The 26,305-nt window shown below is 55.7% G+C and carries 22 protein-coding genes and 5 pseudogenes; 13 read left to right on the top strand and 14 right to left on the bottom strand.

Annotated elements, in window-relative coordinates:
- Positions 1 to 278: 278 nt before the first annotated feature.
- A pseudogene (locus ACR0KW_RS19090) lies at positions 279 to 942 on the bottom strand (IS5 family transposase).
- A gap of 298 nt (positions 943 to 1,240) precedes the next feature.
- On the opposite strand from ACR0KW_RS19090, the gene ACR0KW_RS19085 reads away from it, so the two are divergent.
- Complete coding sequence (locus tag ACR0KW_RS19085; protein WP_480806401.1) at positions 1,241 to 1,429, top strand: hypothetical protein; 189 nt, start codon at positions 1,241 to 1,243, stop codon at positions 1,427 to 1,429.
- Between the two features lie 225 nt (positions 1,430 to 1,654).
- Here the strand turns inward: ACR0KW_RS19085 and ACR0KW_RS19080 are convergent, their stop codons facing one another.
- Positions 1,655 to 2,644 carry a hypothetical protein gene (locus ACR0KW_RS19080; RefSeq protein WP_480806400.1) on the bottom strand — a complete coding sequence of 330 codons (990 nt, stop codon included), beginning with the start codon at positions 2,642 to 2,644 and terminating at the stop codon, positions 1,655 to 1,657.
- A gap of 206 nt (positions 2,645 to 2,850) precedes the next feature.
- Between ACR0KW_RS19080 and ACR0KW_RS19075 the strand changes: the two genes are divergently transcribed.
- The 3 genes from ACR0KW_RS19075 to ACR0KW_RS19065 are packed head-to-tail and all read left to right on the top strand — an operon-like array spanning position 2,851 to position 5,433.
- Positions 2,851 to 3,405, top strand: a complete 555-nt coding sequence (locus ACR0KW_RS19075) for a PepSY domain-containing protein (protein ID WP_480806399.1) — start codon at positions 2,851 to 2,853, stop codon at positions 3,403 to 3,405.
- A 40-nt stretch (positions 3,406 to 3,445) separates the two neighbouring features.
- The gene (locus ACR0KW_RS19070) at positions 3,446 to 4,105 is read left to right on the top strand and encodes a response regulator transcription factor (RefSeq protein ID WP_480806398.1); all 660 of its coding nucleotides are present in this window, start codon (positions 3,446 to 3,448) and stop codon (positions 4,103 to 4,105) included.
- A complete protein-coding gene (locus tag ACR0KW_RS19065) occupies positions 4,105 to 5,433 on the top strand; it encodes an ATP-binding protein (RefSeq protein ID WP_480806397.1) in 1,329 nt (442 codons plus the stop codon). Before ACR0KW_RS19070 ends, ACR0KW_RS19065 begins: the two co-directional genes overlap by 1 nt.
- A gap of 294 nt (positions 5,434 to 5,727) precedes the next feature.
- Here ACR0KW_RS19065 and ACR0KW_RS19060 read toward each other — a convergent pair whose 3' ends face one another.
- Together ACR0KW_RS19060 and ACR0KW_RS19055 are read right to left on the bottom strand one after the other, a co-directional pair.
- The gene (locus tag ACR0KW_RS19060) at positions 5,728 to 6,015 is read right to left on the bottom strand and encodes a hypothetical protein (protein WP_480806396.1); all 288 of its coding nucleotides are present in this window, start codon (positions 6,013 to 6,015) and stop codon (positions 5,728 to 5,730) included.
- A gap of 738 nt (positions 6,016 to 6,753) precedes the next feature.
- On the bottom strand, positions 6,754 to 7,038 hold the full coding sequence (locus ACR0KW_RS19055) for a hypothetical protein (protein ID WP_480806395.1): 285 nt from the start codon (positions 7,036 to 7,038) through the stop codon (positions 6,754 to 6,756).
- A gap of 153 nt (positions 7,039 to 7,191) precedes the next feature.
- On the opposite strand from ACR0KW_RS19055, the pseudogene ACR0KW_RS19050 reads away from it, so the two are divergent.
- A pseudogene (locus ACR0KW_RS19050) lies at positions 7,192 to 7,381 on the top strand (DDE-type integrase/transposase/recombinase); the annotation flags it as partial.
- Positions 7,382 to 7,571: 190 nt separating this feature from the next.
- Here ACR0KW_RS19050 and ACR0KW_RS19045 read toward each other — a convergent pair.
- Positions 7,572 to 8,498: a LysR family transcriptional regulator gene (locus tag ACR0KW_RS19045; RefSeq protein ID WP_480806394.1), complete on the bottom strand. Its 927-nt coding sequence runs from the start codon at positions 8,496 to 8,498 to the stop codon at positions 7,572 to 7,574.
- A gap of 107 nt (positions 8,499 to 8,605) precedes the next feature.
- Between ACR0KW_RS19045 and ACR0KW_RS19040 the strand changes: the two genes are divergently transcribed.
- Genes ACR0KW_RS19040 through ACR0KW_RS19025 form a run of 4 tightly spaced genes read left to right on the top strand, consistent with a single transcriptional unit; the run spans position 8,606 to position 12,489 of the window.
- Positions 8,606 to 9,766 (top strand): acyl-CoA dehydrogenase family protein, encoded by a 1,161-nt coding sequence (locus ACR0KW_RS19040; RefSeq protein WP_480806393.1) that lies wholly within the window; start codon positions 8,606 to 8,608, stop codon positions 9,764 to 9,766.
- A complete protein-coding gene (locus ACR0KW_RS19035; RefSeq protein WP_480806392.1) occupies positions 9,766 to 10,860 on the top strand; it encodes a CaiB/BaiF CoA transferase family protein in 1,095 nt (364 codons plus the stop codon). Before ACR0KW_RS19040 ends, ACR0KW_RS19035 begins: the two co-directional genes overlap by 1 nt.
- Position 10,861: 1 nt before the next feature.
- On the top strand, positions 10,862 to 11,698 hold the full coding sequence (locus tag ACR0KW_RS19030) for an HTD2 family dehydratase (RefSeq protein WP_480806391.1): 837 nt from the start codon (positions 10,862 to 10,864) through the stop codon (positions 11,696 to 11,698).
- Positions 11,692 to 12,489 (top strand): HpcH/HpaI aldolase/citrate lyase family protein, encoded by a 798-nt coding sequence (locus ACR0KW_RS19025; RefSeq protein WP_480806390.1) that lies wholly within the window; start codon positions 11,692 to 11,694, stop codon positions 12,487 to 12,489. The genes ACR0KW_RS19030 and ACR0KW_RS19025 overlap by 7 nt, the downstream gene beginning before the upstream one ends.
- A 17-nt stretch (positions 12,490 to 12,506) precedes the next feature.
- On the opposite strand, the pseudogene ACR0KW_RS19020 reads toward ACR0KW_RS19025, so the two are convergent.
- Positions 12,507 to 12,895, bottom strand: a pseudogene (locus ACR0KW_RS19020) (IS5 family transposase); the annotation flags it as partial.
- A 245-nt stretch (positions 12,896 to 13,140) separates the two neighbouring features.
- Between ACR0KW_RS19020 and ACR0KW_RS19015 the strand changes: the two are divergent.
- Positions 13,141 to 16,425 (top strand): adenylate/guanylate cyclase domain-containing protein, encoded by a 3,285-nt coding sequence (locus ACR0KW_RS19015; protein WP_480806389.1) that lies wholly within the window; start codon positions 13,141 to 13,143, stop codon positions 16,423 to 16,425.
- A 124-nt stretch (positions 16,426 to 16,549) separates the two neighbouring features.
- Here ACR0KW_RS19015 and ACR0KW_RS19010 read toward each other — a convergent pair.
- The 5 genes and pseudogenes from ACR0KW_RS19010 to ACR0KW_RS18990 all read right to left on the bottom strand — a co-directional run.
- Positions 16,550 to 16,630: pseudogene (locus ACR0KW_RS19010) on the bottom strand (IS5/IS1182 family transposase); the annotation flags it as partial.
- A 471-nt stretch (positions 16,631 to 17,101) separates the two neighbouring features.
- Positions 17,102 to 18,067: an agmatinase gene (gene speB, locus ACR0KW_RS19005; RefSeq protein WP_480806388.1), complete on the bottom strand. Its 966-nt coding sequence runs from the start codon at positions 18,065 to 18,067 to the stop codon at positions 17,102 to 17,104.
- A gap of 22 nt (positions 18,068 to 18,089) precedes the next feature.
- Positions 18,090 to 19,370: a TRAP transporter large permease gene (locus ACR0KW_RS19000; RefSeq protein WP_170327457.1), complete on the bottom strand. Its 1,281-nt coding sequence runs from the start codon at positions 19,368 to 19,370 to the stop codon at positions 18,090 to 18,092.
- Positions 19,367 to 19,972, bottom strand: coding sequence for a TRAP transporter small permease (locus tag ACR0KW_RS18995; RefSeq protein ID WP_480806387.1), 606 nt, complete (start codon positions 19,970 to 19,972; stop codon positions 19,367 to 19,369). The genes ACR0KW_RS19000 and ACR0KW_RS18995 overlap by 4 nt, the downstream gene beginning before the upstream one ends.
- Before the next feature lie 71 nt (positions 19,973 to 20,043).
- On the bottom strand, positions 20,044 to 21,060 hold the full coding sequence (locus ACR0KW_RS18990) for a TRAP transporter substrate-binding protein (protein WP_480806386.1): 1,017 nt from the start codon (positions 21,058 to 21,060) through the stop codon (positions 20,044 to 20,046).
- Positions 21,061 to 21,195: 135 nt separating this feature from the next.
- Between ACR0KW_RS18990 and ACR0KW_RS18985 the strand changes: the two genes are divergently transcribed.
- Positions 21,196 to 22,089, top strand: a complete 894-nt coding sequence (locus ACR0KW_RS18985; protein WP_480806385.1) for a LysR family transcriptional regulator — start codon at positions 21,196 to 21,198, stop codon at positions 22,087 to 22,089.
- Here ACR0KW_RS18985 and ACR0KW_RS18980 read toward each other — a convergent pair.
- Positions 22,077 to 22,792: pseudogene (locus tag ACR0KW_RS18980) on the bottom strand (IS5 family transposase). The gene ACR0KW_RS18985 and the pseudogene ACR0KW_RS18980 sit on opposite strands and share 13 nt — an antisense overlap.
- A gap of 160 nt (positions 22,793 to 22,952) precedes the next feature.
- Here ACR0KW_RS18980 and ACR0KW_RS18975 point away from each other — a divergent pair.
- Positions 22,953 to 25,013 (top strand): adenylate/guanylate cyclase domain-containing protein, encoded by a 2,061-nt coding sequence (locus ACR0KW_RS18975; protein WP_480806384.1) that lies wholly within the window; start codon positions 22,953 to 22,955, stop codon positions 25,011 to 25,013.
- A gap of 30 nt (positions 25,014 to 25,043) precedes the next feature.
- Positions 25,044 to 25,394, top strand: a complete 351-nt coding sequence (locus tag ACR0KW_RS18970; RefSeq protein ID WP_480806383.1) for a DUF4238 domain-containing protein — start codon at positions 25,044 to 25,046, stop codon at positions 25,392 to 25,394.
- Positions 25,395 to 25,517: 123 nt separating this feature from the next.
- Here the strand turns inward: ACR0KW_RS18970 and ACR0KW_RS18965 are convergent, their stop codons facing one another.
- Together ACR0KW_RS18965 and ACR0KW_RS18960 are read right to left on the bottom strand one after the other, a co-directional pair.
- A complete protein-coding gene (locus tag ACR0KW_RS18965) occupies positions 25,518 to 25,880 on the bottom strand; it encodes a hypothetical protein (protein WP_480806382.1) in 363 nt (120 codons plus the stop codon).
- 263 nt (positions 25,881 to 26,143) lie between these two features.
- The coding region (locus ACR0KW_RS18960; RefSeq protein WP_480806455.1) for a transposase at positions 26,144 to 26,305 on the bottom strand (162 nt) is incomplete at its 5' end.

Here is a 26,305-nt window from a genome sequence, read left to right as displayed (position 1 = left end):
CAAATCCCGGTATTGGGGGTTTCCCGTAGGCCACCCAAAACCATTGAAATTGCGCAAATATTTTTTGCGATTTCGCACCTGAGATCAGGGTTGAACAGAAAAGTACCTGGCAACACCCATCTCGGTAATAAAGTAGCGGAGAAAACAGCCCTCCAACGTCGCCACAGCATGGGCTGCTGGGACGTTCGCCGACCCTGAGAGCCGCTCGTTAAGCCGATCGCCGTGAAGTTGCCGATTGAACACCCTTTGCCCGGCGCGCGGAGCTTTAGGGGCCGGCTTCATAACCAGTAGATGACGGTTGCAGCGAGAGTGATTTCCGACAGAAAGACCTTTGCGCATCTGTCGTAGCGTGTCGCCTCACGCCGCCAGTCCTTGAGCCTGCCGAACATGATCTCAATCCGGTTTCGCCGTTTGTAGCGGCGCCGTAGCCACGATCCCCAGGCAACCAGTCGACCCTTGGCAAGCTGCTCAGTAGCGCTTGCGCGCCGATGTAGTCACTGACTTGAGCAGCGGTGACGAAAAGGCTGAGCGGTCGCCCTTGGTTGTCACAGAAAGCATGCAGTTTGGTGTTCATGTCGCCCTTGGTTCGACCAATCAGGCGTTCACGCCGCCCTTTTTCGCGGCCATGCTGGTCGCGGCACGGTGTGCCTTCAGATAGGTCACATCGATCATCAGGGTTTTCCCCTCGCCGTGTTCGGCAGCCAGGCCCACCATCATCTGGGCACAGATGCCTTTCTCGCTCCAACGTTTCCGCCGGCTGTAGAGCGTCTTGTGCGTCCCGTATGCCTCCGGCGTATCTCGCCATTGTAACCCATTGCGGTTGATGGGGATAATCCCGCTCAACACCCTTCTATCATCGACCCGTGGCTTGCCGTGCGACTTAGGGAAGAAAGGGGAAAGCCTGGCCATCTGCTCGTCGCTCAGCCAGAAAAGGCCGCTCATATCACAGCTCCGCTTTCCAGGCCGTGAATCACGCAGCGCTTTAAAAATCAATGCATCCTGACACTAGTTTCGGTTAGCGCCCGGAACCTTTCTTTTCGATGCCAAACGGACGGCCGTACAGCAAAAGCGGCCGGCCCTGTGCCGCATCAAGGCCTCTTAGCCGTATCCAAGCTCAAGCGGCGTTGTGAACCGAACGTGAACAGGGCATTCGTGAAGAGTTCAACCGCCTTCGCGCATACTGGGCTGCGTAGCCTTTGGCCGAATACGAAGGGCCTGATTCCACGAAAGGGGAAACAGCATGATCAAAACTGCCATCGAAGTTACTACCAACCGTGCTTCAGCAGCCATGCACTCCTGTCGCACCGCTCTGCAGCGTGAGTCGTCGAAAACTGTGAATGCAAGCAGTGGACGCTTCCCACCTATCGAGAGTGCATTGTTGGACATCATCAAGAATACACGACTTGAAGAGGCTAAAAGGGACGTCTGATTGGTTACCCAGATGCCCTAGTTTTCCCAGGCTTCGTCCTGCCCGGGAAAACACCTTAAGGTCAAAGCCCGCTCCACTCCAGAGCGGGCTTTTTTCAGCAAGGGTTGGGACAGCGTGCAATCTGATCGCCTAGTTCTATCGTAAGCAAAAGGGCCAGCCACATGATCCCCATCATGCGTGGCTGGCCCTGTCTCCGTGAGTGTCTTGTCGCCCCCGCCCCGAAGATCAAAGCCCGAGGAGCGATTTCACCGCTGCCTCGACCTCGTCGGTGACGGTTTTGTTGGCCGCAGCCTCAAGGGCTTCGCGTTCTTTCTGAGGTTGGTTTTCGACGGCCTCGTTCAAGTCATCAACGGCAGCGACCGCATCGTCATAGTCTTGCGCTGCTTGCTGTTCGGCGCTCAGGCTTTCGGCCGTTTCGATCGAATCCTGCAGATCCGCCTTGGCATCATCCAGTTGCGCCTCGATATCCGGATTGGTCCCCCCAGCCTCTTCAAGAGCATTTTCAAGGTCGGCCACGCGGTCTTGTTTTTCCTGCACATCCGTCAGTGCGGCCGCAAGATCCTCTTCAATCTCGGGGACAGTCCGGTCCGGCACGGTCATTTCGTCCAGCAGACTCTGTTTTTCTGCAAGATCGGCACGCAGATCCTCTCCGGCGAGAACCGTATCGCGGTAATGTGCAATGCGGCCCACGCGGGAATTAGGTGCTGCATTGTTCAGAGCGGTAGCACTGGCATTGGCCGCATTCAGCGCGCCCAGATCGGATGGGTGTACGCCCAGTATGTCAGCTATCTTGTTGCCCTTCGGCCGCGCTTCGGGGCGAACGGGCTTATCAGCCTTGCGCACCACACTGACGGTTTTGGGCGCTTTTTTCAGGCTCAGTGTTTTCTTGCCGCCGAACAATCCCTTCAGAGAAAACCCTTTTTCCTTTGAGGATATCGTTCGTCCACCACCAAAACCCTTGCTTTTGTGACCCGATTTACCCGCAGCTTTCTGGCCGTCGCCCTTGGACGCTCCAAACCCGCCCCCCTTACCTTTGCCGCCGCCATCATTTCCACCGCCGTTGCCGCCACCGTTGCCGCCGCCGTTACCTCCGCCTTTGCCTTCCTTCGCATAGGCAATATCAGGAAAAGCTACGGCACCAACAATCGCCGTAGACCCAAGCAGGGCAATTGCAATGGCTGTGGCCCTCATCAGGTTGGTCGTCTTGATTTTCATAACGGCCCTCATCTACCGAAATCAGGTTTCATTTCTCCGGGCAGCTCAGCCTGCCAAATATGCGCACTTGCCAAGCGGATCGGAATCGACCCCCACAACCCATTTAAACCGATTTGCATTTAACCCACGCGTAACTGACTGTTCACCGCCAGTTCATGCTGAAAGAGATAGATTAAGGTGCGTTTGCTCGGTAAAGAGTACTAGGTATGAAAAAGCTATTGGTCATGGTTGGTTTAGCCACCCTTCTTCAGACGACTGAAGGGCATGCGGCGGCGCGCGAACTGAAACAGGCCGAACTACGCATGGCGACCGCCTCGGGTGGAGCAATTCGCCTGAAGAAGGTCATAAAAGGGGTCGAAAAAACCTTTGGCGGGACCCCGGTCGATGCGCGCGCTTTCCGGGCGGACCAAGTCTACTACCGAATTCTGGTCAAGAAACCCAACGGTAAGATCATCAGCGTTATCGTTAACGCTAAAACCGGAGTCGTCGTGTCCAACCGATCCAGCATCGGCCGCCAGATTTCTGAAGCAGCCCGATCCAGCCCCGGCAACTCAGCCAATGCAAAATCCAAAGGAAATTCCAGCAGCAAAGGCAACAAGGGGAATAGCAGCAACCGCGGCGGGAACTCTGGCGGCAATGGCGGCGGAAATTCCGGCGGCGGTGGTGGAAACGGCGGCGGTGGTGGAAACGGCGGCGGCGGTGGAAACGGCGGCGGCGGTGGAAACAGCGGCGGCGGTGGAAACGGCGGCGGCAGGAAGTAATGGTTGACCTGCCGACCAAACGCGCCGATAGGTCCTGAATATGAGAGTCCTTCTGGCAGAAGATGAGCCGCACCTGTGCGAACAGATCAAGAAACTTCTGAACGCAGAAGGACGGGTTGTGGATGTGGTCCACAACGGGCTGGACGCGTTGCATCTGGGCTCGACTGAACCTTACGACATGATCATTCTGGATATCGGCCTGCCCGAACGTGACGGCCTGTCCGTCTTGCGCGCCTGGCGCAGCGCAGGTGTGAAAACACCGGTGCTGATCCTGACCGCCCGCGATGGCTGGAGCGAACGCGTCGACGGTCTGGATGCCGGTGCCGATGACTACATGACCAAACCGTTCCACATGCCTGAGCTTGCGGCGCGGGTTCGGGCCATTCTGCGGCGGCAGAGCGGACAGATGAACCCGGTAATCGAGATGGGGAACGTCATCCTCGATACCCGGAACGGGCGGGTCACGGTGGATGGCATCCCGGTCGTTCTGACCGCACAGGAAATCGCCGTGCTGACCTATCTGGCGCATAACGCCGGGCGAATGATCTCGCGAACCGAACTGTCAGAGCATATCTATGAATATGACGGCGACAGGGATTCGAACACGATCGCGGTCTTCATCACCCGGCTGCGCAAAAAGTTGGGCCCCGACCTGATAACCACGGTCCGCGGGCGTGGATACATGATCGATTCAGCCTGATGTTATCCCTGCGTCAACGGGCATTGCTGGGTGGCATCGCATCGGGCGCCGTGTCTGTTGGCCTGGGGACTCTGGCGGTGTTCTCCTACATCGATTCACGTGTGTCCGAGCAATTCGACACCACGCTGCGTGACCGCCACACGCAGGTCGTCGTCGGGCTGAGCGTCACGACCCAGGACCCTGACGCGCTGCGCGATCTCATGTTCGACCCGGCTTATGGCACGCCCTATTCCGGACGTTATTGGCAGGTCACCAGCAGCGACGGAGAGATTTTCACATCGGCATCCCTGTTTGACGAGACACTCGCCGAACCGAAGGGCGCGTCCGAGGAGGCTGTCCTCTGGAACACGCGCGGCCCGGAAGACGAGGCCTTGCGCAGCGTCTACCAGGAAATCTCTTACGAAGATGGCACGGTCTGGGGCGTCAGCGTCGCCGAATCCCGGGCTCAGCTTCGCAACGAAAGACGGGCGGCGCAGAAAAGCCTGCTGCCTGTCTTTGCGTTGGTCGGGGTGATCGGGGTCGCGGGTTCTTTGCTGCTGATGTCTGTCATTCTGGGGCCGCTGCGCAAGCTGCGGTCCGATGTGGCGCATCGCTGGGACAGGGATGAGGATCTCAGGCCTGCGGATTACCCCGAAGAAGTGTCCCCGCTGGTCGAAGACCTGAACCAGTTGCTGCGGCGCAACCGGGACATCGTCAGCGGCTCGCGGCGGCAGGCGGCAGACCTTGCGCACGCTTTGAAAACCCCCGCCGCAATCCTGCGGAACGAGTTGCAGAACCTGTCGGAAACGGGCGCGGAAACCGAGACAGCCCGAGAAGCGCTGGACCGGATCGACGCGCAACTCGGCCGCTCGCTGGCCCGGATGCGGGCGATAAACACGGCCGAGCTGACCCATTCCCGCACCGATCTATCCAACTCGGTTGACCGGCTTACGCGTCTGTTTTCCCTCATGGCCGAACGCGAGGACAAGACGCTGGATGTGACAAGAGACACCAACCTCTGGGTACGGATGGACACGCAGGATATCGAAGAGATCCTGGGCAACCTTCTGGACAACGCGATCAAATGGTGCCGACAGTCGGTGCGTCTGACGGCAGTACGCAAAGACAACTCTATCGACATCAGTATCGAAGATGACGGGCCGGGAATCCCGCAGGGCGACGTGCGCGAAGCCCTGCGCTCGGGCGGGCGGCTTGACACATCCGTCACCGGCAGCGGGCTGGGGCTGGCAATCGCAGTCGACTTACTGAACGCTTATGGGGCGCGTCTGGACCTGAGCACATCACCGTCCCTTGGCGGCCTGAATTGCCGCATAGACATCCCGATTTGACCAAATACCCTATAGCGGCATTTGCATAAGCGTAACGGCCTACGCAGGTAGGTCCCGACTTAGCGCTGCGCGTTCGCGTCCCTCGTTTGGACCAACTCAAATGCGTTAGATCTGGCCGTTTTGGCATCGCCCGTTCAAGCGATGTTCAGAACCTTAATTTCTGTTTCACTTGGCACGCATTACGCCTTTGTATTTCGAGGATGTGTTTCGCTTGGGTTTTCGCTTGCGCATAACGGCTTGGCGACCCACCCGAAATTCAAGATTGCTCAAGCGACAATCGAAGCTGATTTTGTTCTAGAATGACACTTGCTTGAAGTCATCCACAGTCTTACCCGGAGTTTCGAGCGTCAAAACCAGCCGCGGCAGGGAAATGCGGCGACCATCAATGTCAGCCACTGCGTAGATATGTTCCGGCTGCGCACGAACGGCAAACCATCGATATTGGCTGACGGCTTTGGCAAACTTTTTGTCGACAATGGCGGTCAGCCCGCGTGTGGTCGGAATCCTCGCAAATTCATCAGGTGCCAAGGTCTCGGCTTGTAACAATACTTGCTGACGCAACCAGTCTGTGTAGTCAGTCATATCTTCCTATCTTTCAGGCCGGGAATAGCAACAACACAAGCAATACTTGTTCAACCGATTTTATCGTCAAGTAGCTTCTACATCCTTGTCCGATCAGTGGTGGCCAGTACTAGCACGCGTCGACTGGCTCATTCAGTGGGAGGTTCTGCCCGCCCAAAAATAACCCCACCAGACTACATTCTCATCGTATTCGAATGTATTTCTACGGTTTCGTCCGTACACATGGAAACGAGCCAGAGAACTCTTCCTCGCTATGCCGCTTCTGCGTGGCACAATCCAAGTGCCCAACAACCGGAAACCACACTGTATCGGACGCGGCCACCCGTTGAGCCGAAACCATCAAAGCAAGCCGATATCTATGAGCCATTTTGTTACGACCATTAGGGTCAAGGTGAATGCCGCCCCTAACAACATTGGTGCCAGTGCTACTCGCCAAGTGGGCACTTTCGCTCGCTCTATCGATTGCGCCAACACCTCACGAACCATAGCGGAGAGCTCTGCGTCCAAGGGCGTATTGGATCTCGTCATCGCCGTTATCTCCCGAAACCGCTGTCAAACATCAAATACTGTATTTCCGAGGTGTCAGCCGAGTCAATTTCGCCAGGCAAGCGACCATACCCCCGCGGCAAACCGCAGCCGATCTTGACCGCTATCTCCTATCTCCGATCCGGTAGGTTTGTAGCCAAGGCCAGATGCGAGTTAATCCACCGCCGATCTGTGCGTCTTCAATCCATCGCATCACCCATCCGGACATTCTTCATCCGAGCCACCCAATTCATAGATACCCTGCTTTTTCATGCGACGTATCAACGCAATGTAACCTACAACCCGGTCGATCTCATCCGCCTTTCCTGTGGCATAAGCGACTGTAATCATTTTGAACTGAGCTGCAGGATCTTCCGCAAGGTCTTCGTCCCTACAATCCGGATTCTTTTCCATCTCCGACACGGCGGTTTGTGTTTCGTATTCCTCACCCCACATCTCGTCGAGAAAGGTCTTGAGATCAGAACCGGAGTCCTTCACTCCCTAACCTGTCCACGGCCTCCCATTTAGGCTTGAGGCGTTCGAGAAGATCACTGCGACTGTCAGTCATTGGATTTCCACCTCCCAGTTGAGCCTTTCCTGCAATCGCTCGAGCGCGTTGGTTACAGGGCGACGATACAGACGATCAGGTCGAAATTCCTGAACAACCTGATCGAGCAGGATCACCGTTTCATCAAACGCAGAGTTAGGCACATGTGCGGGTTTAAATCATTTGCTTCTGCGACCTTAGATGGCGATCGAAATCGCCAATATGATCCGCAAGAAGCAATTCGATTTGCCGTGGACCTCTGGGTTTCGCAAATTTGCTGAAGTCGCGGGATAAGTGCGCCCGCCAGTCGGGCATTTCCGGTTTCTACGAAAATTCGCGACACAACCTCCGAAAACGACAATTCTCTGACACGACGAATCCTTGCTTTCACCAATTTGCCCTACTGGCAGGATAGGTTTTTCCTGCGAAATGTCGACTGTCACGTTATCGAACGTTTGCGGAAAAACCGTGCGACGTCAATCTCTTAACTCAAACTGGCCGATAAAGTGGCTCCCGCCCAGTTGCCGCCTTGAACCAAATCGGCAACGACCTCTTGAATCGTTTCTTCAACGGCTTGCTGTGCACGGTTGGGTATACCGGAACGTTTTAGAATTGCGCCTCTGCGCAGTTCTGGGTTGGCGAAGTTTGCATACGTCAAAGAGCCCTCAGACACCTCATTAATCACAGCATGCAGTGGCAGCACTGAATTGCCAAAACCCTTGGCCACCAAGTTTTTGATGTTGCGATAGGAATCAATCTCCATCGCTACATTTACCTCGATCTTTCTTGATCTGGCAGCTGACTCGACCAGATCGCGCAGCCCATGGCCTTTTGATGGAAGAATGACCGGCGCCTCACAGAGGCAACGAAGGGAAACATCATTTGAGATCGGTTTGTCCGGTGGCTGTATCAAAACAAGTTCTTCTTCGACGAGAACGTTTGCATTCGTCTGACCACCCGCAGACGTATTGTAAAGAACAGCCAGGTCCACACGGCCTTCCTCAAGCCACTCGGTGACAAAACCGCTCATTGCATCTGCGATGTTCAGAGTAATTCGAGGGTATTTTTCCAGCAGAGCGTCAATAAGCGGCAAGGTTAGAATTTCGCTGATCGTGGCCGACAGTCCCAGTCGAACGGCGCCGCCTGGTGATTTGTCCAGATTGCGAATTTCGTCTTCGGTTCGCTCCAATTCATTGAGGATACTGCGTGCCCTTGATCTGAGAATCTCGCCAGCTTCCGTTGGTTCAACGCCATTGGCCTTTCGAACAAGCAATGGTGTATCGAGCCGTTCCTCCATGTTGCGTAGATGCAGTGAAAGAGCCGGTTGCGCGACGTTCAATGTCCGCGATGCAGCGGTTAATGAACCCTGTTCTACGATTTCCAAAAAATATCGGAGTTGTCGTATGTCCACTTCAGCCTCATAAAATTATTATATAGCATGTATCACAATCATATATTTGTTCAATGGCGGTGACTCGATTTAGGATCATGCAACAGCAATGAAATCCAAGGTCAGCCATGAACTTCGTGTCAGACAACTATCAGGACATCCGGGACGGTGTGCGGGCGCTCTGTGCCCAGTTTCCGGCGGAATACCACCGCAAAGTGGATGAGGAAAAAGCCTATCCGGAAGAATTCGTGGATGCTTTGACCCAAGAAGGCTGGATGGCAGCTTTGATCCCTGAGGAATATGGCGGCTCTGGCCTGGGGCTGGCAGAAGCCTCGGTGATCATGGAAGAGATCAACCGTGCCGGGGGCAACTCGGGGGCCTGCCACGGGCAGATGTACAATATGAACACGCTGGTGCGGCATGGTTCGGAAGAGCAGCGCCAGAAGTACTTGCCTCTGATTGCAGAAGGTAAATTGCGCATTCAGTCCATGGGTGTGACGGAACCTACCACGGGCACCGATACCACCAAGATCAAAACCACGGCGGTCAAGAAAGATGGTCGCTATGTGATCAATGGCCAAAAGGTCTGGATCAGCCGCGTACAGCATTCCGATTTCATGATCCTGTTGGCCCGGACCACGCCGCTGGCAGAGGTCAAAAAGAAGTCCGAAGGCCTGTCGATCTTCCTCGTGGACATCAAGGAAGCGATGACGTCCGGGATGGAGGTCAAGCCTATTGCCAATATGGTCAATCACGAGACCAATGAGCTTTTCTTCGACAACTTGGAGATCCCGGAAGAGAACCTGATCGGCGAGGAGGGCAAAGGGTTCAAATACATCCTAACAGGCCTTAACGCCGAGAGAACGCTGATCGCGGCTGAGTGTATCGGCGACGGGTATTGGTTCACGGACAAGGTCACGGAATACGTGAGCAACCGCGAAGTTTTTGGCAGGCCGATCGGACAAAACCAGGGTGTGCAATTCCCAATTGCCGAGGCCTTCATCGAGGTTGAGGCGGCCAACCTCATGCGCTGGAAAGCCTGCGCGCTGTACGATGCCGGCAAACCCTGCGGGGCCGAGGCGAACATGTCCAAATATCTGGCGGCAAAAGCATCCTGGGAAGCTGCCAACGCCTGCCTTCAATTCCACGGCGGCTTCGGTTTTGCCAATGAATACGACATCGAACGGAAGTTCCGTGAAACCAGGCTGTATCAGGTGGCTCCGATCTCGACCAACCTGATCCTGTCCTTTGTCGCCGAGCACATGCTTGGCATGCCGAGGTCGTTCTGATGCTGCCGCTGGAAGGAGTTACCGTAGTTGCCATCGAACAGGCGGTTGCAGCCCCGTTCGCATCCGGTCGACTGGCGGATGCCGGAGCGAAGGTGATCAAGGTCGAGCGACCCGAGGGCGATTTCGCGCGCGGCTATGATGACGTTGCCTCGGGGCAATCGAGCTACTTTGTCTGGCTGAACAGGGGTAAGGAGTCGGTAACGCTGGACCTTTCTTCAGAAGAAGGCAAATCCGAGCTGGAAGGGCTTATTTCCGAAGCGGACGTGCTCATTCAAAACCTCAAGCCCGGCGCCATGGCGAAACTTGGATTTTCCACCGAACGTCTTCGGAAAGAAAACCCCCGGCTCATCACCTGTTCCATATCTGGTTTCGGCGAAGACGGGCCGATGGCGAACCGCAAGGCTTATGACCTGCTGATCCAAGCAGAAAGTGGATTGTGCTCGATTACAGGAGGACCGTCCGAGCCAGCACGCGTGGGGATTTCCATTGTCGATATCGCCACAGGTGCAGCTGCGCATTCCGCGATCCTCGAAGCGCTGATCCGGCGTGGGGTCACTGGCACCGGTGCCGAGATTTCGGTGTCTATGTTTGACGTCGTGGCGGATTGGCTGACTGTGCCGCTTCTGAACTATGAAGGTGGCAAAAGTCCCAAACGCATCGGTTTAGCGCATCCGTCGATTGCGCCATACGGGGTGTTCTATCCCAGGAGTGGCGCACCGGTGCTGATTTCGATCCAGTCGGACCGGGAATGGATCAAACTTTGCACTGAATTCATAGGCGATACGACACTCGGCACAGACCCTCGATTTGCGACAAACGTTGCGCGGGTCAGCAACCGTACCGAGGTAGACGCACTGGTAAGCGAGGCATTTGCTCGCTACGACTCCGAAGAGGCGGTTGCCATGCTTTCAGAGGCAAATATCGCTCTTGCTTCAGTCAACGATATGGCGGGGCTTTCCACTCACCCCCATCTGCGACGGATCAGCGTGGCCAGCCCGAATGGAACTGTCAGGTTTCCCGCTCCGGGAGCACGGTTCATGGGTGAGGACCGCACATTCGGCGCTGTCCCGGCTCTTAAACCTGTTGGAGGCTGATGTGGAACTCGATATCCAATATCTTCAAAGCTGGATTGGTCGGGAAGAAACCGGTTGTGAAACTCTGTCCCCTTCGCTGGCGGCGCAGTTTGACGCCACATTCGACATTCCCTCCGATGCTGCACCGCAAGACCGAGCCCCGCTGCTCATACATTGGTGCTTGAGTCAGCCCATCGCACCAATGTCAGAGCTTGGGCGCGACGGGCATCCCGCGCTTGGGGGTTTCCTACCTCCCGTTCCGTTGCCGCGTCGTATGTGGGCGGGCGGTGCGATCGAATTTCATGACAGCATTCGCATAGGTGATAAAGTCGAACGTCACTCGGTGGTTTCGGATGTTCAGCTGAAAAACGGACGAACTGGCGCGCTGTGTTTCGTCACGGTCAATCACGAGGTTTCGATAGCTGGACGGGCCGTGCTTAGCGAGCGTCAGGAGATCGTTTACCGAGATTTGCCCAAGGAAGGGCGGACAAAGGCGGTGCCTGAACCAGCCAAAATCGGCACCTATAGTAAGGTAGTCACTCCACATCCAACGCTGCTTTTCCGTTATTCCGCGCTTACCTTCAACGGACACCGGATTCACTATGACAAACCGTTCTGCATCGACACGGAAGGCTACCCCGGCCTCGTCGTACACGGGCCAATGCAGGCCACGATGCTGTGCCAATACGCAGCCAATCTGAAGGGCGCACCGCCCAAGAGTTTCCGCTTCCGCAGTCATTCGCCTGTCTTCGATGACACCGATTTTTCGTTGAACGCCGAGGCGACTGGCGATGGCATGAAACTTTGGACAGCGGCTATTGGTGGGCCGATCGCAATGGAGGCGGTTGCGGCATGGTGAATACGATCCAAGTGCCACTCTTTGTTCCTGCCACGCGCCCGGAACGGTTTGCAAAAGCGGCTGCTTCGGGTGCGGATGCCATCATCGTGGATCTGGAAGACGCCGTGGCACCTGCCGACAAGGATGCGGCGCGCGCAAATGTCGACGGATTATTTACGGATTTGCCGGTCATTCTGCGTATCAACGCAGTGGGCACGCCTTGGTTTGCTGACGATGTACGGGCGCTGAAGGATCGCGGCTTTTCGGCTGTGATGCTACCGAAATCGGAAAACCCCGGCGACATCAATCAGATTACCGCGCAGGTTCCCCATCTGCCGATTATCGCACTTGTGGAGACAGCCAAAGGCCTGGGCCGCGCGCGTGAAATCGCAGCGGCTCCGGCGGTAACGCGGCTCGCCTTCGGGTCGGTTGATTTCAGCGCCGATTTGGGTTGTGAGCATCAGCGCGACGCGCTTCTGCTGGCTCGTGCCGAGCTTGTTCTTGCATCTCGAATTGCTGGAATATCCGCACCTCTTGACGGTGTGACAGTCGAGGTTGCAAACCCTTCGGTGTCCGGGGGGGATGCTGAGCATTCGAGGGCACTCGGGATGACGGGGAAAATGTGCATCCACCCGAACCAAATCTCCAAGGTAAAGCATGCCTTTATGCCAAGCGATGTTGAGGTCCAGTGGGCACAGCGCGTTCTGAAAGCTGCCGAGGGCGCGGTGATGATCGATGGCGAAATGGTGGACGAGCCGGTGCGCATCCGAGCCCGCACCATTCTGGCCGCAAAGTCTACAGGTGCGGAATAGGGCAACTGGTTGAAACGCGCCGGCAGTTTCGTGTTCATGCCGCCCTTAGTGCGGCCGATCAGACGTCCACGGCCCCCTTTTTCGTCGCGAGGCTGGATGCCGTGCGATGCGATTTGAGATAGGTTGCATCGATCATGACTGTTTTTTCCTTGCCGTGATCAGCGGCCACCCCGATCAACATCTGCGCAAAGATGCCCTTATCCCTCCACCGCTTCCAACGATTGTAGAGCGTCTTAAGCGGGCCGTATTCCTTGGGCGCATCTCGCCAGCGTAAACCATTGCGATTGATAAATATAACCCCACTCAGTACCCGCTGATCATCGACGCGTGATTTGCCGTGGGACTTCGGAAAGAAGGGCACAAGACGCGCCATCTGCGCATTTGTCAGCCAGAAAAGATCAGACATGTTCACAGCTTGTTTTTGTGCCGTGAACCAAGCCAGCAGATGAAAATCAATATGCCCAGAGCCCAGGTCAACCAATGCCCAAAGTTTGCGACACAACCCAGAAACGTCATTGTTTACGGATTGGCTTCCTGCAGGAAAATGGAATAAAAGAGCTTTGGGCCTTGGTCCACTGTTCTGGAACTACACTAAAGAAGGTAGGCGACGAAAGTAGCTAAGAAATACCACGCGCAAACGAGAGGGGATTAATGACGGCCAAATCGATTGCGGCATGGTTGAGTGATATTGGCCTCCCTCAATACGCTGAATTGTTTGAGGAAAATGGCATCGACCTGGAAATTCTTGAGGACGTAACAGGCGATCATCTCAGGGAAATAGGTGTAACGGTGCTTGGTCATCGGCTTAAACTCAACAGAGCTATCGCGGCACTGAAGCCTGACCCGGAACAGCCCAAGCCCATCGGAGCCATGGCGGACGAAGAAAGCGCCGAACGCCGGCACCTCACGATCATGTTCTGCGATCTGGTCGGATCGACTTCATTGTCGGCGCGGCTTGATCCGGAAGACTATCGCGACCTCATGGCGCTCTATCAGGACTCGGTTTCGCAGTTGGTTAAAGAGGCTGGCGGTCACGTCGCCCAGTATCTTGGTGATGGCGTTGTGGTCTATTTTGGCTATCCCGTGGCGCAGGAGGACGCGGCGGAGCGCGCATGCCGTGCCGCTTTGGAAATTGTGGAAGCCGTTGCCGCACTTGATACCGCAGCAGGTGAACGCCTGCAGACCCGTATCGGTATCGCAACCGGGTTGGTGGTGGCCGGTGATCTTGACGGGACCGGGGCGGCCTCAACCTCTGCTGTCGCCGGGGATACACCCAACCTTGCAGCGCGGCTACAGGGGCTGGCAAAACCGGGCCAGATTGTCATCGGAAACAGAACACGCTCTCTGCTAGGGGACATGTTCGTCTATGAGGCGCTGGAGAACATCCAACTGAAGGGGTTTGATCCCGGTCAGGTGGCTTGGCGCGTCATTTCTGTGGCGGAACGTCAGGACCGGTTCGCTGTCACCTCGGCACGTCGGCAGCTCACACCTTTGGTCGGCCGCCGCCCCGAGCGGGCGCGCCTGATGTTGGCCTGGGACGATGCCAAATCGGGTAAAGGCCGCGTGTGTCTGGTCACAGGTGAAGCAGGCATCGGCAAAAGCCGCCTGACTTACGAAGTCGTTGACCAGGCCAAACGCGAAGGGGCGCGGGTCTTTCAACTACAGTCTGCGCCTTATTTTAATAACACGGCCTTGTACCCCATCCGCCGTCAGATCGAGACCCTGCTTGCATTCACCGATGGCGACGACGACGACACCCGGCTGAACAAGCTGGAAAAATTGGTGGTTGCCGAAACCGATCTGGACGAGACCCGCGCCCTGATGGCGTCCTTGTTTTCGCTGCCATGCGACAGATACCGGGCCCTGAACCTGTCACCCGCATTGCAAAAGACCCGCACGATCGAAATGCTGATCGAACAGGTCATCGTGCAGGCCAAACAGGCACCGCTGCTTGTACATTTCGAGGATCTGCATTGGGTCGACCCCACCTCGCTGGAGCTGCTGAGCAGTTTCGTCACCAAGCTCGCCGATCACCAGATTCTGTTGCTGGCAACTTGCCGGCCGGAATTTGCCCATGAATGGCAGGTGGATCATCTGGAGACCTGTGAACTGTCCCGCCTCACGCCTGCCGAGGTCGAAGAACTGCTGGACAGCATGACAGGCGCGGGCACGTTCTCTGTCGAGCAGCGCAAACAGTTGTTTGAGCGGTCGGATGGTGTGCCGCTGTTCGTGGAAGAGCTGACCCGCTCGGTATTGGAATCCAAGAATAGCGCGGATCTGGTGCCGGAAAGCCTGCAGGACAGTTTGATGGCGCGACTTGATAAGTTGGGCGCAGTCCGCGAATACGCCCAGATCGGGTCGGTGATCGGCCGCGAAGTTGATATCGATCTGCTGTCGCAGGTGACCAAAACCCCGCTGCCGGAACTGTCAAAATCGCTATCGGTTTTGGCCAAGGCGGACTTGGTATACCCGACGCAAAGCGGCAACAGTCTGCTGTTCCGTCACGCTTTGATTCAGGAAGCGGCATACAGATCGATACTGCGGCGACGGCGGCAACAGTTGCATGGCAAGATTGCGGAGACGCTGGAAGAAAAGTTTCCCGAGCGCTGTAAATCCGGCCCTGAACAGGTGGCGACCCACTTTGTCGCCGCAGGTCTGGGGGACCGGTCGGTTCCCTATTGGTTGACCGCCGGGAAATCCGCATGGAGCCGCGCTTCGATGACGGAAGCGCTTGCGCAGCTCAGCCAGGGCTTGGAATTTGTTGATGAGATCGATGACCTTACCGATCGCGCCCGGCTTGAACTGCAACTGCAATCGACCATTGGCGTCGTGCATTTTGCCGCCACCAGTTATGCCTCACCACAGGCGCAGGCCGCTTTTGAACGCGCCCGCGAACTGTTCGTCGATGTAGACGATCCTGACCTGCGCGTCGCGGTTCTTTACGGGATTGGGGCGTTTGAAACCATGCGCGGCGATGTCAGCGCCGGGCACGAAACCTTTGCCGCGCTGGCCGACGAGGCCGAACGCAGCGGCAATGCCCGGTATGAGGTGTATTCAGCCTCAATGCAGGCGTGGTCGCATTTCAACCGCGGCGACTATGTTCTATCAGCTCGTTATGGCGAACGGGTGCTGCAGCTTTATGATGACGGCATATGGGACCAACCGGGGCCCCGGCTTTCGGCCGCCGAACCCAAGGTGATCTCGGAATGTTTCCGGGCGGCAGCGCTTTGGTCGCTGGGCTACCCCGATCAGGCCGAGAAGGTTGGGAATGACATTCTGGAGTATACTCGGTCGCTGCCGGATCCGTACTCACTGGTCTATGCGCTCTCGAACGGTGTGATCCGCATCCACGACTGGAATGGCAACTGGGAGCAGGTCATGGTCCTGACCGAGGAATGCAGCGCCGTCGCCGGAGAATACGGTTACAAGTTCCTGGGTGTCTGGGCTTCTTTCTGGCGCGCCCGTGCCATGGCACAGCTTGGGCAATTGGAAGAAGCCGAAAAGATGACGGCCACAGCCGTTGCCGCCTGCAAGAATGCGGGCGTGCATTACCACCGGGTGTGTTTCGAAGCCAACCATGCGCGACTTCTTTTGGCGCTGGACCGGGTTGAGGAAGCGGCGCGTGTTCTGGGTGAACTCGAACAACCGCTGCAGGATGGTGGTGAGTTGAACCACGCAATTGACCTGAGTCTGGTCAAAGGCGAACTGGCGCAAAAACATGGTGATGCCATTGATGCGGAACGGCACTACCGCGCAGCCTTTGATGCGGCCAAGAGCCGGTCAGCATTGGCGTGGCAACTGCGCGCCGCGCTTGGGCTGGCGTCGTTGCTGTCCGCCAAAGACGCGCAGCGTGATCTTATCGAACCATTGCTGTCGCAGTTCGAAGAGGGGTTCGACAGCCGGTATTTGAAAGCAGCGCGTGAATACTTGTCGTAAGTGGATTTCCCGCAGGATCTGCTTGCGGTCGACAAGCGCGGTTTGATTTTGGGTTCTGGTTAACCTGCCCGGTTTTTGCATGGTTTTGAACGCGACGCGTTTAATCAGAGACCGGCACTGAATACCTAGGCTTGCCATGGCTCTTCGGAAAGTAAGGCTGAAGACGCGTCATCTGCTCGTCAGTCAACCAGAATAGATTGCTCATGATACACCCCTGAAACTCAGGGGCTTGAATCACGCCGGCGAGATCACGGCAACCAAATTTTTGGGTCCAGAACGTAATACAGGCTCTCGGCGATCCCCTCCCGACGACACAGCGCGGCAGAGCTTTCTTCACCCCCTAGGCCAGCCAGATGAGACTACTCACCACGGGAACGCCAACTGCCAAAGCCTGCAACAGATTCCGTGCAACATACCTACACTTCGCTAATTGCGATTTGATGTCAGCATAAGGATCGAAACCTGCCATAGGAATTTTGAGGCGACGACTCGGTCAGGTAATGAATTGCAAAGCGCAAGGAAAGCACTGGCGTGCTATAGGGTTGGATGACAAGCAGATGACCTCCCTGTCGTAACGATTATTGACACGAAAATGGAAAACCCCGGCACGCAGTTCTGGCTGACTGCATACCGGGGTATCTGGGCATTCAAGATGAAGAATGCCTCGGGAGGGAGTCTACTTTCTGTTGTGGAAAATGAAGCCGATGAAGTTCAACAACAATTGAGCTGCAAGGATCTGCGTGCTTTCGGATGGGTCATAAGCCGGAGCCACCTCGACCAGATCGACCCCGACAACGTCTCCGCGCTTGCTCAGCCCCTGCAGGATTTCCAGCACGTCATAATACTGGAACCCGCCATGGCTGGGCGTACCCGTTCCCGGCGCGATCGAGGGGCAGAACGCGTCGATATCAATCGTGACGTAATATCGGGCACCTTCGGGGATGCGGTCCAGAACACCTTCGGTGCCCAGCTTGCGCACCTGCCGCACCGACAGGATGTCCGAGCCGCGGGCGCGGGCGTCCTCATAACCTTCTTTCGCGGTCGAGGACACGTTGCGGATACCCAGCTGTGTCATGCCCGAGACATAGTCCTTTTCAATCGCGCGGCGCATCGGGTTGCCGTGGCCGACAGTGACGCCGTGGCGCTCGTCGACAAAATCCAGATGCGCGTCGATCTGAATCACGTGGATCGGGCCATTCTTTTCGCAATCCTCGGCATAGGCGTTGATGCAGGGAATGTTCACCGAATGGTCGCCGCCGATAGTGACCGGTATCGCGCCTGCATCCAGTATCTTCTTCACGCCATATTCGATATTCGCGTGGCTCTCCTCGGTCTTGGTGTGGATGATGTCGGCGTCGCCCAGATCGACAATACGGACATCCTCGCCCAGATAAGTGGCGTCATCCTCGTGATCGTAGGCACCCGCATGACCAAAGCTGAACAGGGTCGATGCTTCGCGCACCGAACGCGGGCCAAACCGCGCGCCAGAGCGGAACTGGCAGCCGAAATCGAACGGCGCGCCGAGGATCGCCACGTCTGCGTCGATCTCGTCCCAGTTCTCGACATAAGGTTTCTTGCCAAAGGTCGAGATGCCGACAAAGGGCAGGTTCAGACGACCAGCTTCATAACCATGTCCCGACATGATTTTCTCCGTTTCTTAGGGTTTATCGGTAAGCCAGTTCCGGCAGGAACAGGGCGATTTGTGGGAATGCCATCAACAGCCCGGTCACGATCAGCAGGATGATCAGGAAGGGCGGTACCCCACGCACGACCTCGACAAAGGGCCGCCGGAAAACCGCAATGGCGGTGAACAGGTTGCAGCCGAAGGGTGGGGTTGCCGCGCCGATGGCGACCTGAAGTGTGATCAGCACGCCGACCAGAACCGGGTCTAGCCCGCTGGCCTTGATCATGGGCGCAAAGATCGGAACCAGGATCAGGATCACCACGATTGAGTCCACGAACATGCAGCCGACAAAGAAGGCCACGTTGATCGCCAGCAACACCATCAGCGGACTGGCGCTTTCCAGACCCAGCGCTGCAATGATGGTTTGCGGCACCTGCGCAAAACTGAGCGTCCAGCTGAAGGCCGCTCCTGCCGCGATCAGGATAAACACGACCGAGGTGATGGCTCCGGTGGACAGGGCGATGTCGAACAGGTCTTTCACCTTGATCGAGCGGAAGATCGCGACCTCAAGGATGACCGCATAAAGCACACAGATCGCGGCTGCTTCGGTCGGGGAAAAGACGCCCCCATAAATGCCGCCCACGATGATGGCCGGGAAACCCATTGGCCACAGCGCCTTGCGCAGGGCGGTAAAGCGCTGCCCCCAGCCCTCGCGCGGCAGCACGGGGATGTCGTGGCGATAGGCGTAGACCATGCAATAGGCCGAGAACAGGACGACAATCAGCAGCCCCGGCAGGATGCCCGCGATGAACAGTTGTGAGATCGAAGTGCCCGAAACAACGCCATAGATGATCATGCCGATGGAGGGCGGGATCAGATAGGCCAGGTCCGCAGCGTTCACGATCAGACCGATCGAGAAACTGTCGCTATAACCCGATTTCAGCATCCGGGGCCGCATTGCCCCACCGATTGCCACCACGGTCGCCTGGGTCGAGCCACACACCGCACCAAACAGCGCGCAGGCTGAAGTAACCGAAATGGCCAGACCACCTTTGATGTGACCCATGAAACTCATTACAAGGTCGATTAATCGGTTTGCCGAATGTCCGCGTGTGATGATGTCAGCGGCCAGAATGAACATCGGCACTGCAATCAGCGCGGCTGGTTTAACACCCCCGATCATCTGTTGGATCAGGATCTGCATGTTCATCGTGGGGAAATAGACAAGGAACCCCAATACCGCCGCCGAAATCAGCGGCATTTTCATCGGAAACCCTGCCAGCAGCAGGATGATCATGACGGCTAGCATCAACTCGGTCATTTTTCTGCCTCCGCGGAGTCTTCGAATTTCTTGATGGCTGCCGCTGTTTCGGGATCTTCGTAACTGTCGACTTCGAGATACGAGACATAGACCTCTTCCTCGGCGAAGTTCAGGTTACGGATCGCGGTCAGCAGATATTGAAACGAAGCCAGCGCCAGGCCGATCACGACCCAGACATAGGTCAAGTACAGCGGCAGCTGCAGCGCCGGGGTGATGCGCCCTCGGGCGGCAACTTTTTGAACGTATTCCAGCGCGTACCAGGCCAACACCGCCATGACGACGGCTGTTGTAGCGGCAATCACGACCATCAGGGCCTTGCGCATCTTGATCGGTAGCGCGTCATAGATCGCTGACATGCGGATATGGATGCCCTTGCGAGTGGCATAGCCCAGCCCCATGAAGGTGACGATGACGATCAGGAACTCGTTCAGTTCCTCGGAAAAATAGATGGACTGGCTGAACACGTACCGCCCAAAGACATTGGCGATCGTGTTTACGGCCATCAGGATGATCCCCCAGCCCAGGATCCAGACTTCGATCCGTCCGATGACAGCATCGATCTTTCCCAAGAAGCCGAAAGGAGTGGCAGTACCGTTTTCCATGGTGTCCCCCCTTTTTGAAAGCCTCACGCGCAAGGCGCGTGAGGAAGTTTTACGTGAGTGGTTGGGAGGGATCAGTTACCCGACAGTTCCGCCTGCAGCGCGTCCAGCAGCTCCTGCCCACGGGGGCCAACGGTTTCGACATAGGTCGCCGAAGTGCCGGTGCTGCGCTCGCGGAACGCGTCGCGCTCTTCTTCGCTCAGGACGACCAGACCGATGTCAGGCTTGGCTTCCTTGATGATGTCCAACCGCTGTTGGTTGAAGTCGGTGACAACGCCGTCGATGAATCCAGTCATATCGGCCATGGTATCACGCACCAGCTGCTGACGGTCGGGGCTCAGGGTTTCGAACCAATCCGAACCGGCGACAACTGTGGTGACAAGCTCCTGCTCGCCGGCCCAGATCAGGTGGCTGGTGACTTCGTAGAACTTCATCTCTTCGATGGTCGGGATCGGGTTGACCTGACCATCGATGGCACCCAGCTGCAATGCGCCGAACACTTCGCCAAACGGCAGCGGGGTCGGGCTGGCACCCATGTTGTTGTAGGTTTCCACCAGAATTGGCGAGACCATGACGCGCATTTTGAAGTTGTCAAAATCTTCGGGAGTGCGGATTTCCCGGTTGGTGGTCCAGACCTGCGGGCCTTCGGAATACATGGTCAGAACTTCCAGACCACGCTTGCGGAAATCCTCGTTCAGCGGACCATAGATGGTTTCCGAGCTGCTCAGGATGTTCGAAATCGCCGCCGGGTCGGAAGGCAGCAGGTAGGGCAGCAGGAAGACCTGGCTTTCCGGTACAACGGTGCCCAAGTTGCCGATCGAGACGTTGGTGAGCTGGATGACGCCATCGGCGGCCTGTTCGACCGTTTCGGTGGGTGTACCTAACGTGCCCATCGGATAAACGGTGACGGTCACTTCGCCGTCCGTAGCCGCCTCGATGCGCGATTTGAACTCTTGCGCGTAGGCGTCCATGATCGAGCCTGGAATTTCTTCGATGGCGAATTTCCAGTCCTCGGCCAGAGCGGCGAGCGGTGCCAGCCCCAACAGCGCAACGGCTGCGGTTGTCTTCATTGTGTTGAAAGAGAATGTCACGCGAATGTCCTCCCATTTCGCTAAGTCGATCACTTCTGGGGAGGATCACATCATGAGTTGTTTCATGAAAAAATACTATTTTATAAATGTTCACATTAAAAAACTTCGTGTAATGTGATCAGGGGGGATTGATCTTTGAAACTGCTGAGAAATACGCTTCTTGAAACATTTGTGGCAGTCGTTGATTGCGGCGGCTTCACGGATGCACAATTTGCGTTGGGTATCACTCAATCCGCCATCAGCATCCGAATCCGCGACCTGGAAGCGGCGCTTGGCTACCGAGTGTGTGAGCGCGGACGCGGTGGCTTTCGCCTTACGGAACGAGGAGAGATAGCCTATGCCAAGGCAAAAGATATCCTGCGCAGCGCACGCGATTTCGACGCGGAACTTCTGGAACTTCGGGACGTCACGACTGGTGATCTGCGGATCGGTGTCGTGGATGCCGTCAACACACTTTCCGATCTGAATTTTGGGAAGTCGCTAAAACAGTTCCTGAACCGACCAAACGACGTTCGTTTGGAAATCGTTGTCGCCTCGCCGACAGAACTGACACAACGGTTGATCACCGGCGAATTGCATGTCGCGATTGCACCGTTCCGTAATCAGGTTGCCGATCTGACCTACACCAAATTGTGCCAGGAAGAACACAGGCTCTATTGCGGCCGCGACCACCCGTTATTCGATTTGCCCAACGACAAGATCGATCTCGACGTCATCTCGGGGTATCAGATATGCCAACGTTCCTACAGCATGCTGGTATCACCAGAGCTTCAGTCCACTGATCCGAAGGCTGTCGTGGCAAATATGGAAGCTATGGCGACGCTGATTGAGACCGGGCACTATCTTGGGCCACTGCCGGTTCACTTTGTGGAAAGCAGATCGAAGAATGGGAAACTCCGGGAACTGGCTCCGAACAGGTTGCACTGGACCTCTACTTTCTACCTCGCAACCCGCGCAACAAACCTGCACAGGCGGGCTGTTGAGCTTTTTGTTGAGGATGTACTTAGGCTCAGGACTCATAGCCAATAGATAACGAGGGCTGCGAGTGCGATGGCGGATAGGAAGACCTTCGGACACCTGTCGTATCGCGTGGGCACACGCCGCCAGTCTTCGAGCCGTCCGAACATGATCTCGACCCGATTTCGGCGTTTGTAGCGGCGCTTGTCGTATTTGACGGTTGTCTTGCGCTGCTTCCGACTTGGGATGCAGGCGCGTATCCCCTTGTCTTTCAACGCTTCTCTGAACCAGTCGGCGTCATATCCCCGGTCGCCGAGCAACCAATCTACCTTTGGCAGGCTGCAAAGCTATGCCCCTGCGCCAATGTAGTCGCTAACCTGACCGGCGGTGACAAAAGGTTCAGCGGGCGGCCTCTGCTGTCGCAGATGGCATGAACTCTGTGTTCATACCGCCCTTCGTTGGGCCGATCAGGCGTCCACGTCGGCCTTTTTACCGCAAGGCTGGACGCGGTGTGATGGGCTTTGAGATACGTTGCATCGATCATGACGGTCTTTTCCTCACCATGATCAGCGGCCAAGCCGGTGAGCATCGCGGCGAAGATACCCTTATCGCCCCACTGCTTCCAACGATTGCAGAGCGTCTTGTAAGGGCCATACTCTTTAGGTGCATCACGCCATCGTAAGCCATTGCGGTTGATGAAGATAATGCCGCTCAACACGCGCCTGTCATCAACGCGTGGTTTACCGTGCGATTTTCTTGTTTCGGTGCGGGTAATAACTAAAGCCGAATACTAGCTCCGGCAAATGCTTCACAAGCGGATCTTTTTGCTGAACTTAACAGTTGCGTGAATTTTCAGCGTTAAAGCGAAGTAAGCTTTGCTCTTCGAACTGTCTCAACTCAATACTAAAGCACATGTCGCTACTTGCGGAGTGTTAGTGCGAATTAGCGTAGGCATCGCTGTATCAATACTGGTTGCTATATCCATCGGCGTGTCGACGGTTATAGTCCACTCCCTGTGGTGGAAAACAGCGCGCGACAATAGCCGCATGCTCGCAGCCGAGATCAACAGTCAAATTGCAAACACCGTCCGCATAGAGGTGGGCGTTACGCTCAGGTCAGCCGAAGCCGCCTGGGCAGCCGTACGCACGATCTTTGTCCAGAACGTTATCGCGACGCGACAAGCCGACAAGAGAGAGTTTGTGTTTTTATCTCAACTGCAGGCGCAGCCGAATATTTCATGGATTTTCTTCGGTTGGCCGGATGGGAACTTTTTCGCGTCACATCGTTTAGGTGACGGCGGGCTTGAGATGATTGAAATCGACAAGGATATCCGTGAAAGGATGTTGCGAAATGACCGCTATATCTTCATTCCAGGAGACATTCAGTTCGAAGAGCGAACCTTTACCGAAACATCCTACGATCCACGCAGACATGCCTGGTTCGAAAATTTTATGGGTCTCGAGTCCACAGGGTGGATCGAAGCGCGCGACCTCCCGGGTAGTGACAAAACCGTCTACGCCTTTGCTGGCCCGATAGACGTCAACCGAACTCGGCAAGGTGTTCTAGCTGTGGCGATCGATACGGATCGACTTTCGCGCTTTTTGGCGACTATTGCGCCCGGCGAGTTTGGCGCGGCGTTTATTCTGGATTCCGATGGTAATGTGATTGCGGTACCGGATGCGGAAGCGGATGAGATTACACCCGCAGGCATGGGTGAGGGGGAGCTCTATGAGGTCGCTAAGATCGCGGGAGAAAAGCTGTTGGGTGACCCTGCAACAAATGCCCCGGGCGCATCGACAAAGCGTGTTGTTCTGGGAGGTGTGCCCTATGCGGTAGCTCTTACGCCTTTGGGGTTTTACGGCTGGCGCGTTGCCACGGTCATTCCTGAGTCTGCCTTTCTTAAGGAAATCGACAAGACATTGATAAACCTGATCTATATATTGATCGGTGTGGTTATTGTTGCCACCGGCTTGGCGATCTGGCTGGTTCGCAAAATAGTCGCGAACCCATTGTCGTATATCGCCGAAGACCTGAGCAAAATAGAACGCTTTGACGTCGAACGCATTTCGCGCAGGCCCTCCAAACTTTCTGAGCTTGCAAACCTCTCTGCTGCGACCGCTAGTATGGCTGCAGGGCTATCAGCATTCCGCAAGTACGTACCTACCGACTTGGTGCGCATGCTGGTTGCCGAGGGTATCAAGACTCAGCCAGGCGGAGAAATAAAGCAGATTTCCGTGTTATTTTGCGATGTCACGGGTTTCACAGGTCTGTCTGAGAAACTGGGCCCCAAGATCGTCCAAATGATGGAACCCTTCTTCAACGCGTCCTCTGCGGCCATCGCTCGTAATGGGGGAACTATCGACAAATTCATGGGCGACGCTGTGATGGCCTTCTGGGGCGCGCCGCGCAAGGATATTAATCACGCCGAAAATGCCTGTCGCGCGGCACTGGACCTTGTCACTGCTGTAGCAGAGGCCGGAATTGAAGACGACGCAGGCAACCCCCTGCGCGTCAGGATCGGGCTAAACAGTGGCGAGGCTCTGGTCGGTAATATAGGGTCAGAGCAGCGTTTGAATTATACTGCAATTGGCGATGTGGTGAACGTTGCCAGCCGGTTGGAGGGAGCCAATAAGGATTACGACACACTGATCCTGATTGGTCCGGAAACCCGACGCCAAGCGGCTGATACGATCGTGGTGCGCGAACTGGACACGCTAACAGTATTTGGGCGCACGAAGGAGTTGGTGGTCTACGAGCTGATCGCGATGGCGGATGGGGTTGACGGATCGCTTGCGTGGATTGAGCCCTACGAAGAAGGCCTTGCACATTATCGCGCAGGGCAGTTTGAAAAGGCTGTTGCGGCCTTTAAGGCCGCTGATCAAGCGCGAAACGGAGATCCCGCCTCAACCGTCATGATGTCCCGCGCCCAAGTTCTGCTGGAGAATCCGCCACCGGAAGATTGGAATGCAGTTACGAACACCAATAAGAAGCAGTAGTTTGCGGGGTCCGTAGACGCTAAATGTCCGTTGAAAATTGGAACAGAGAGAGTTTTTGCAGCAACAAACAATCTCAAGGTATGCTTTAACGATGGGTCAGAACCCTTCATTACTTCGGACGTACCAGTAACAAACCTGTCGCGGCGTGATGGTCAGCATGAAACAGACCAAGCCGATTTCTATTACCCGTTGTCTCCAGATCGCGCGATTGTAGTGAGCTTTTCCGATGCTTTCCCAACCGGCATCCACAAGGTTTCAAACAGTTTGGTTGACGAAATAAACCTCAGTCTCGCGAGACAAGCCCGAGCGCATATCATTGGTGACAACGAAGATGTCATAAGAAAGTACCGTGGTGCCATCGACCAACAAAAGCATATTTAAATGCGCGCCCTAACGACAACGTGCGCCCTAAATTAGCTGCGAATTGCTGGTCTGCAAAACGGCTTTTAACAGCAGAGTGACTTTTAGCATGACTCCTCAGAGAACCTCGGGTTGGAGTATTAGTCACTCAAAAAAAGGCATCGAATGCGGTCTCTGACCCATGACATACTGAACGATTTTCTCATCAATAGCGGTTTTCATAGCTGTTCGGATGCCCTCAATGGTACTGAGTTTTTCTTTTCCAGCCTCCCTGCGCCATGACATTTTGGCATCGGTCGGTTTAGCCCAATCGAGCAGACGAACCAGCGCTGTGTGACAGGACTGCATACCCATATCTCTCGCTACGTGACTTACCCAAATATGGTCTTCCTCATGTTTTTCCGTCACCTCTAGATCCCAAGTTGAGAACATTGTTTGGACGTCGGGCGAGAGATTCAATATGCGGTTTCCTTCCCGGTTAGAGAACTCCACGTCTGAAACGTGCATCTTCCACTGCTCCGTTTTTTCGCCATCGATGTTCTCAGTTGAAACAAGTTCGTCCTTTTGAAATCAAAGGTGGATGCCCGCTCCAGGCCCGATCCTATAGGCGAAATCACCTGCTAAAACGCCCATCAGGTTTTCTTTCAAAGCAAGCAAATAGGAAATATTGAAGTTCTTGACGGCTTTTTTAAGTGCTTGGGTTCAAACAAAATCCAAATGGAATGGAATTTCCAAGCTATTAGTAGCAGCATACCGACTAGGGTCAGGATTCATAACCAGTAGATGACGGTTGCTGCGAGCGCGATAACAGAAAGGAATACTTTGGGACAGCGGTCATAGTGGGTTGCGACGCGCCTCCAGTCCTTGAGCCTGCCAAACATGATCTCGATCTGGTTGCGGCGTTTGTACCTGCGCTTATCGTGTTTGACCGG

The sequence above is a fragment of the Ruegeria sp. CG11 genome (assembly GCF_056537245.1).
Note: the sequence above shows the minus strand (reverse complement) of the source record. Positions and strands in the feature narration are given on the sequence as shown.

What these genes read in the sequence shown, in the direction of transcription:
- ACR0KW_RS18995 (WP_480806387.1), bottom strand. Translation starts at nt 19,972, where the DNA reads ATGGAAAACGGTACTGCCACTCCTTTCGGCTTCTTGGGAAAGATCGAT.
- ACR0KW_RS19080 (WP_480806400.1), bottom strand. Translation starts at nt 2,644, where the DNA reads ATGAAAATCAAGACGACCAACCTGATGAGGGCCACAGCCATTGCAATT.
- speB (WP_480806388.1), bottom strand. Translation starts at nt 18,067, where the DNA reads ATGTCGGGACATGGTTATGAAGCTGGTCGTCTGAACCTGCCCTTTGTC.
- ACR0KW_RS19065 (WP_480806397.1), top strand. Translation starts at nt 4,105, where the DNA reads ATGTTATCCCTGCGTCAACGGGCATTGCTGGGTGGCATCGCATCGGGC.
- ACR0KW_RS19070 (WP_480806398.1), top strand. Translation starts at nt 3,446, where the DNA reads ATGAGAGTCCTTCTGGCAGAAGATGAGCCGCACCTGTGCGAACAGATC.
- ACR0KW_RS19085 (WP_480806401.1), top strand. Translation starts at nt 1,241, where the DNA reads ATGATCAAAACTGCCATCGAAGTTACTACCAACCGTGCTTCAGCAGCC.
- ACR0KW_RS19075 (WP_480806399.1), top strand. Translation starts at nt 2,851, where the DNA reads ATGAAAAAGCTATTGGTCATGGTTGGTTTAGCCACCCTTCTTCAGACG.
- ACR0KW_RS19035 (WP_480806392.1), top strand. Translation starts at nt 9,766, where the DNA reads ATGCTGCCGCTGGAAGGAGTTACCGTAGTTGCCATCGAACAGGCGGTT.
- ACR0KW_RS19060 (WP_480806396.1), bottom strand. Translation starts at nt 6,015, where the DNA reads ATGACTGACTACACAGACTGGTTGCGTCAGCAAGTATTGTTACAAGCC.
- ACR0KW_RS19040 (WP_480806393.1), top strand. Translation starts at nt 8,606, where the DNA reads ATGAACTTCGTGTCAGACAACTATCAGGACATCCGGGACGGTGTGCGG.
- ACR0KW_RS19000 (WP_170327457.1), bottom strand. Translation starts at nt 19,370, where the DNA reads ATGACCGAGTTGATGCTAGCCGTCATGATCATCCTGCTGCTGGCAGGG.
- ACR0KW_RS19025 (WP_480806390.1), top strand. Translation starts at nt 11,692, where the DNA reads ATGGTGAATACGATCCAAGTGCCACTCTTTGTTCCTGCCACGCGCCCG.
- ACR0KW_RS18965 (WP_480806382.1), bottom strand. Translation starts at nt 25,880, where the DNA reads ATGCACGTTTCAGACGTGGAGTTCTCTAACCGGGAAGGAAACCGCATA.
- ACR0KW_RS19015 (WP_480806389.1), top strand. Translation starts at nt 13,141, where the DNA reads ATGACGGCCAAATCGATTGCGGCATGGTTGAGTGATATTGGCCTCCCT.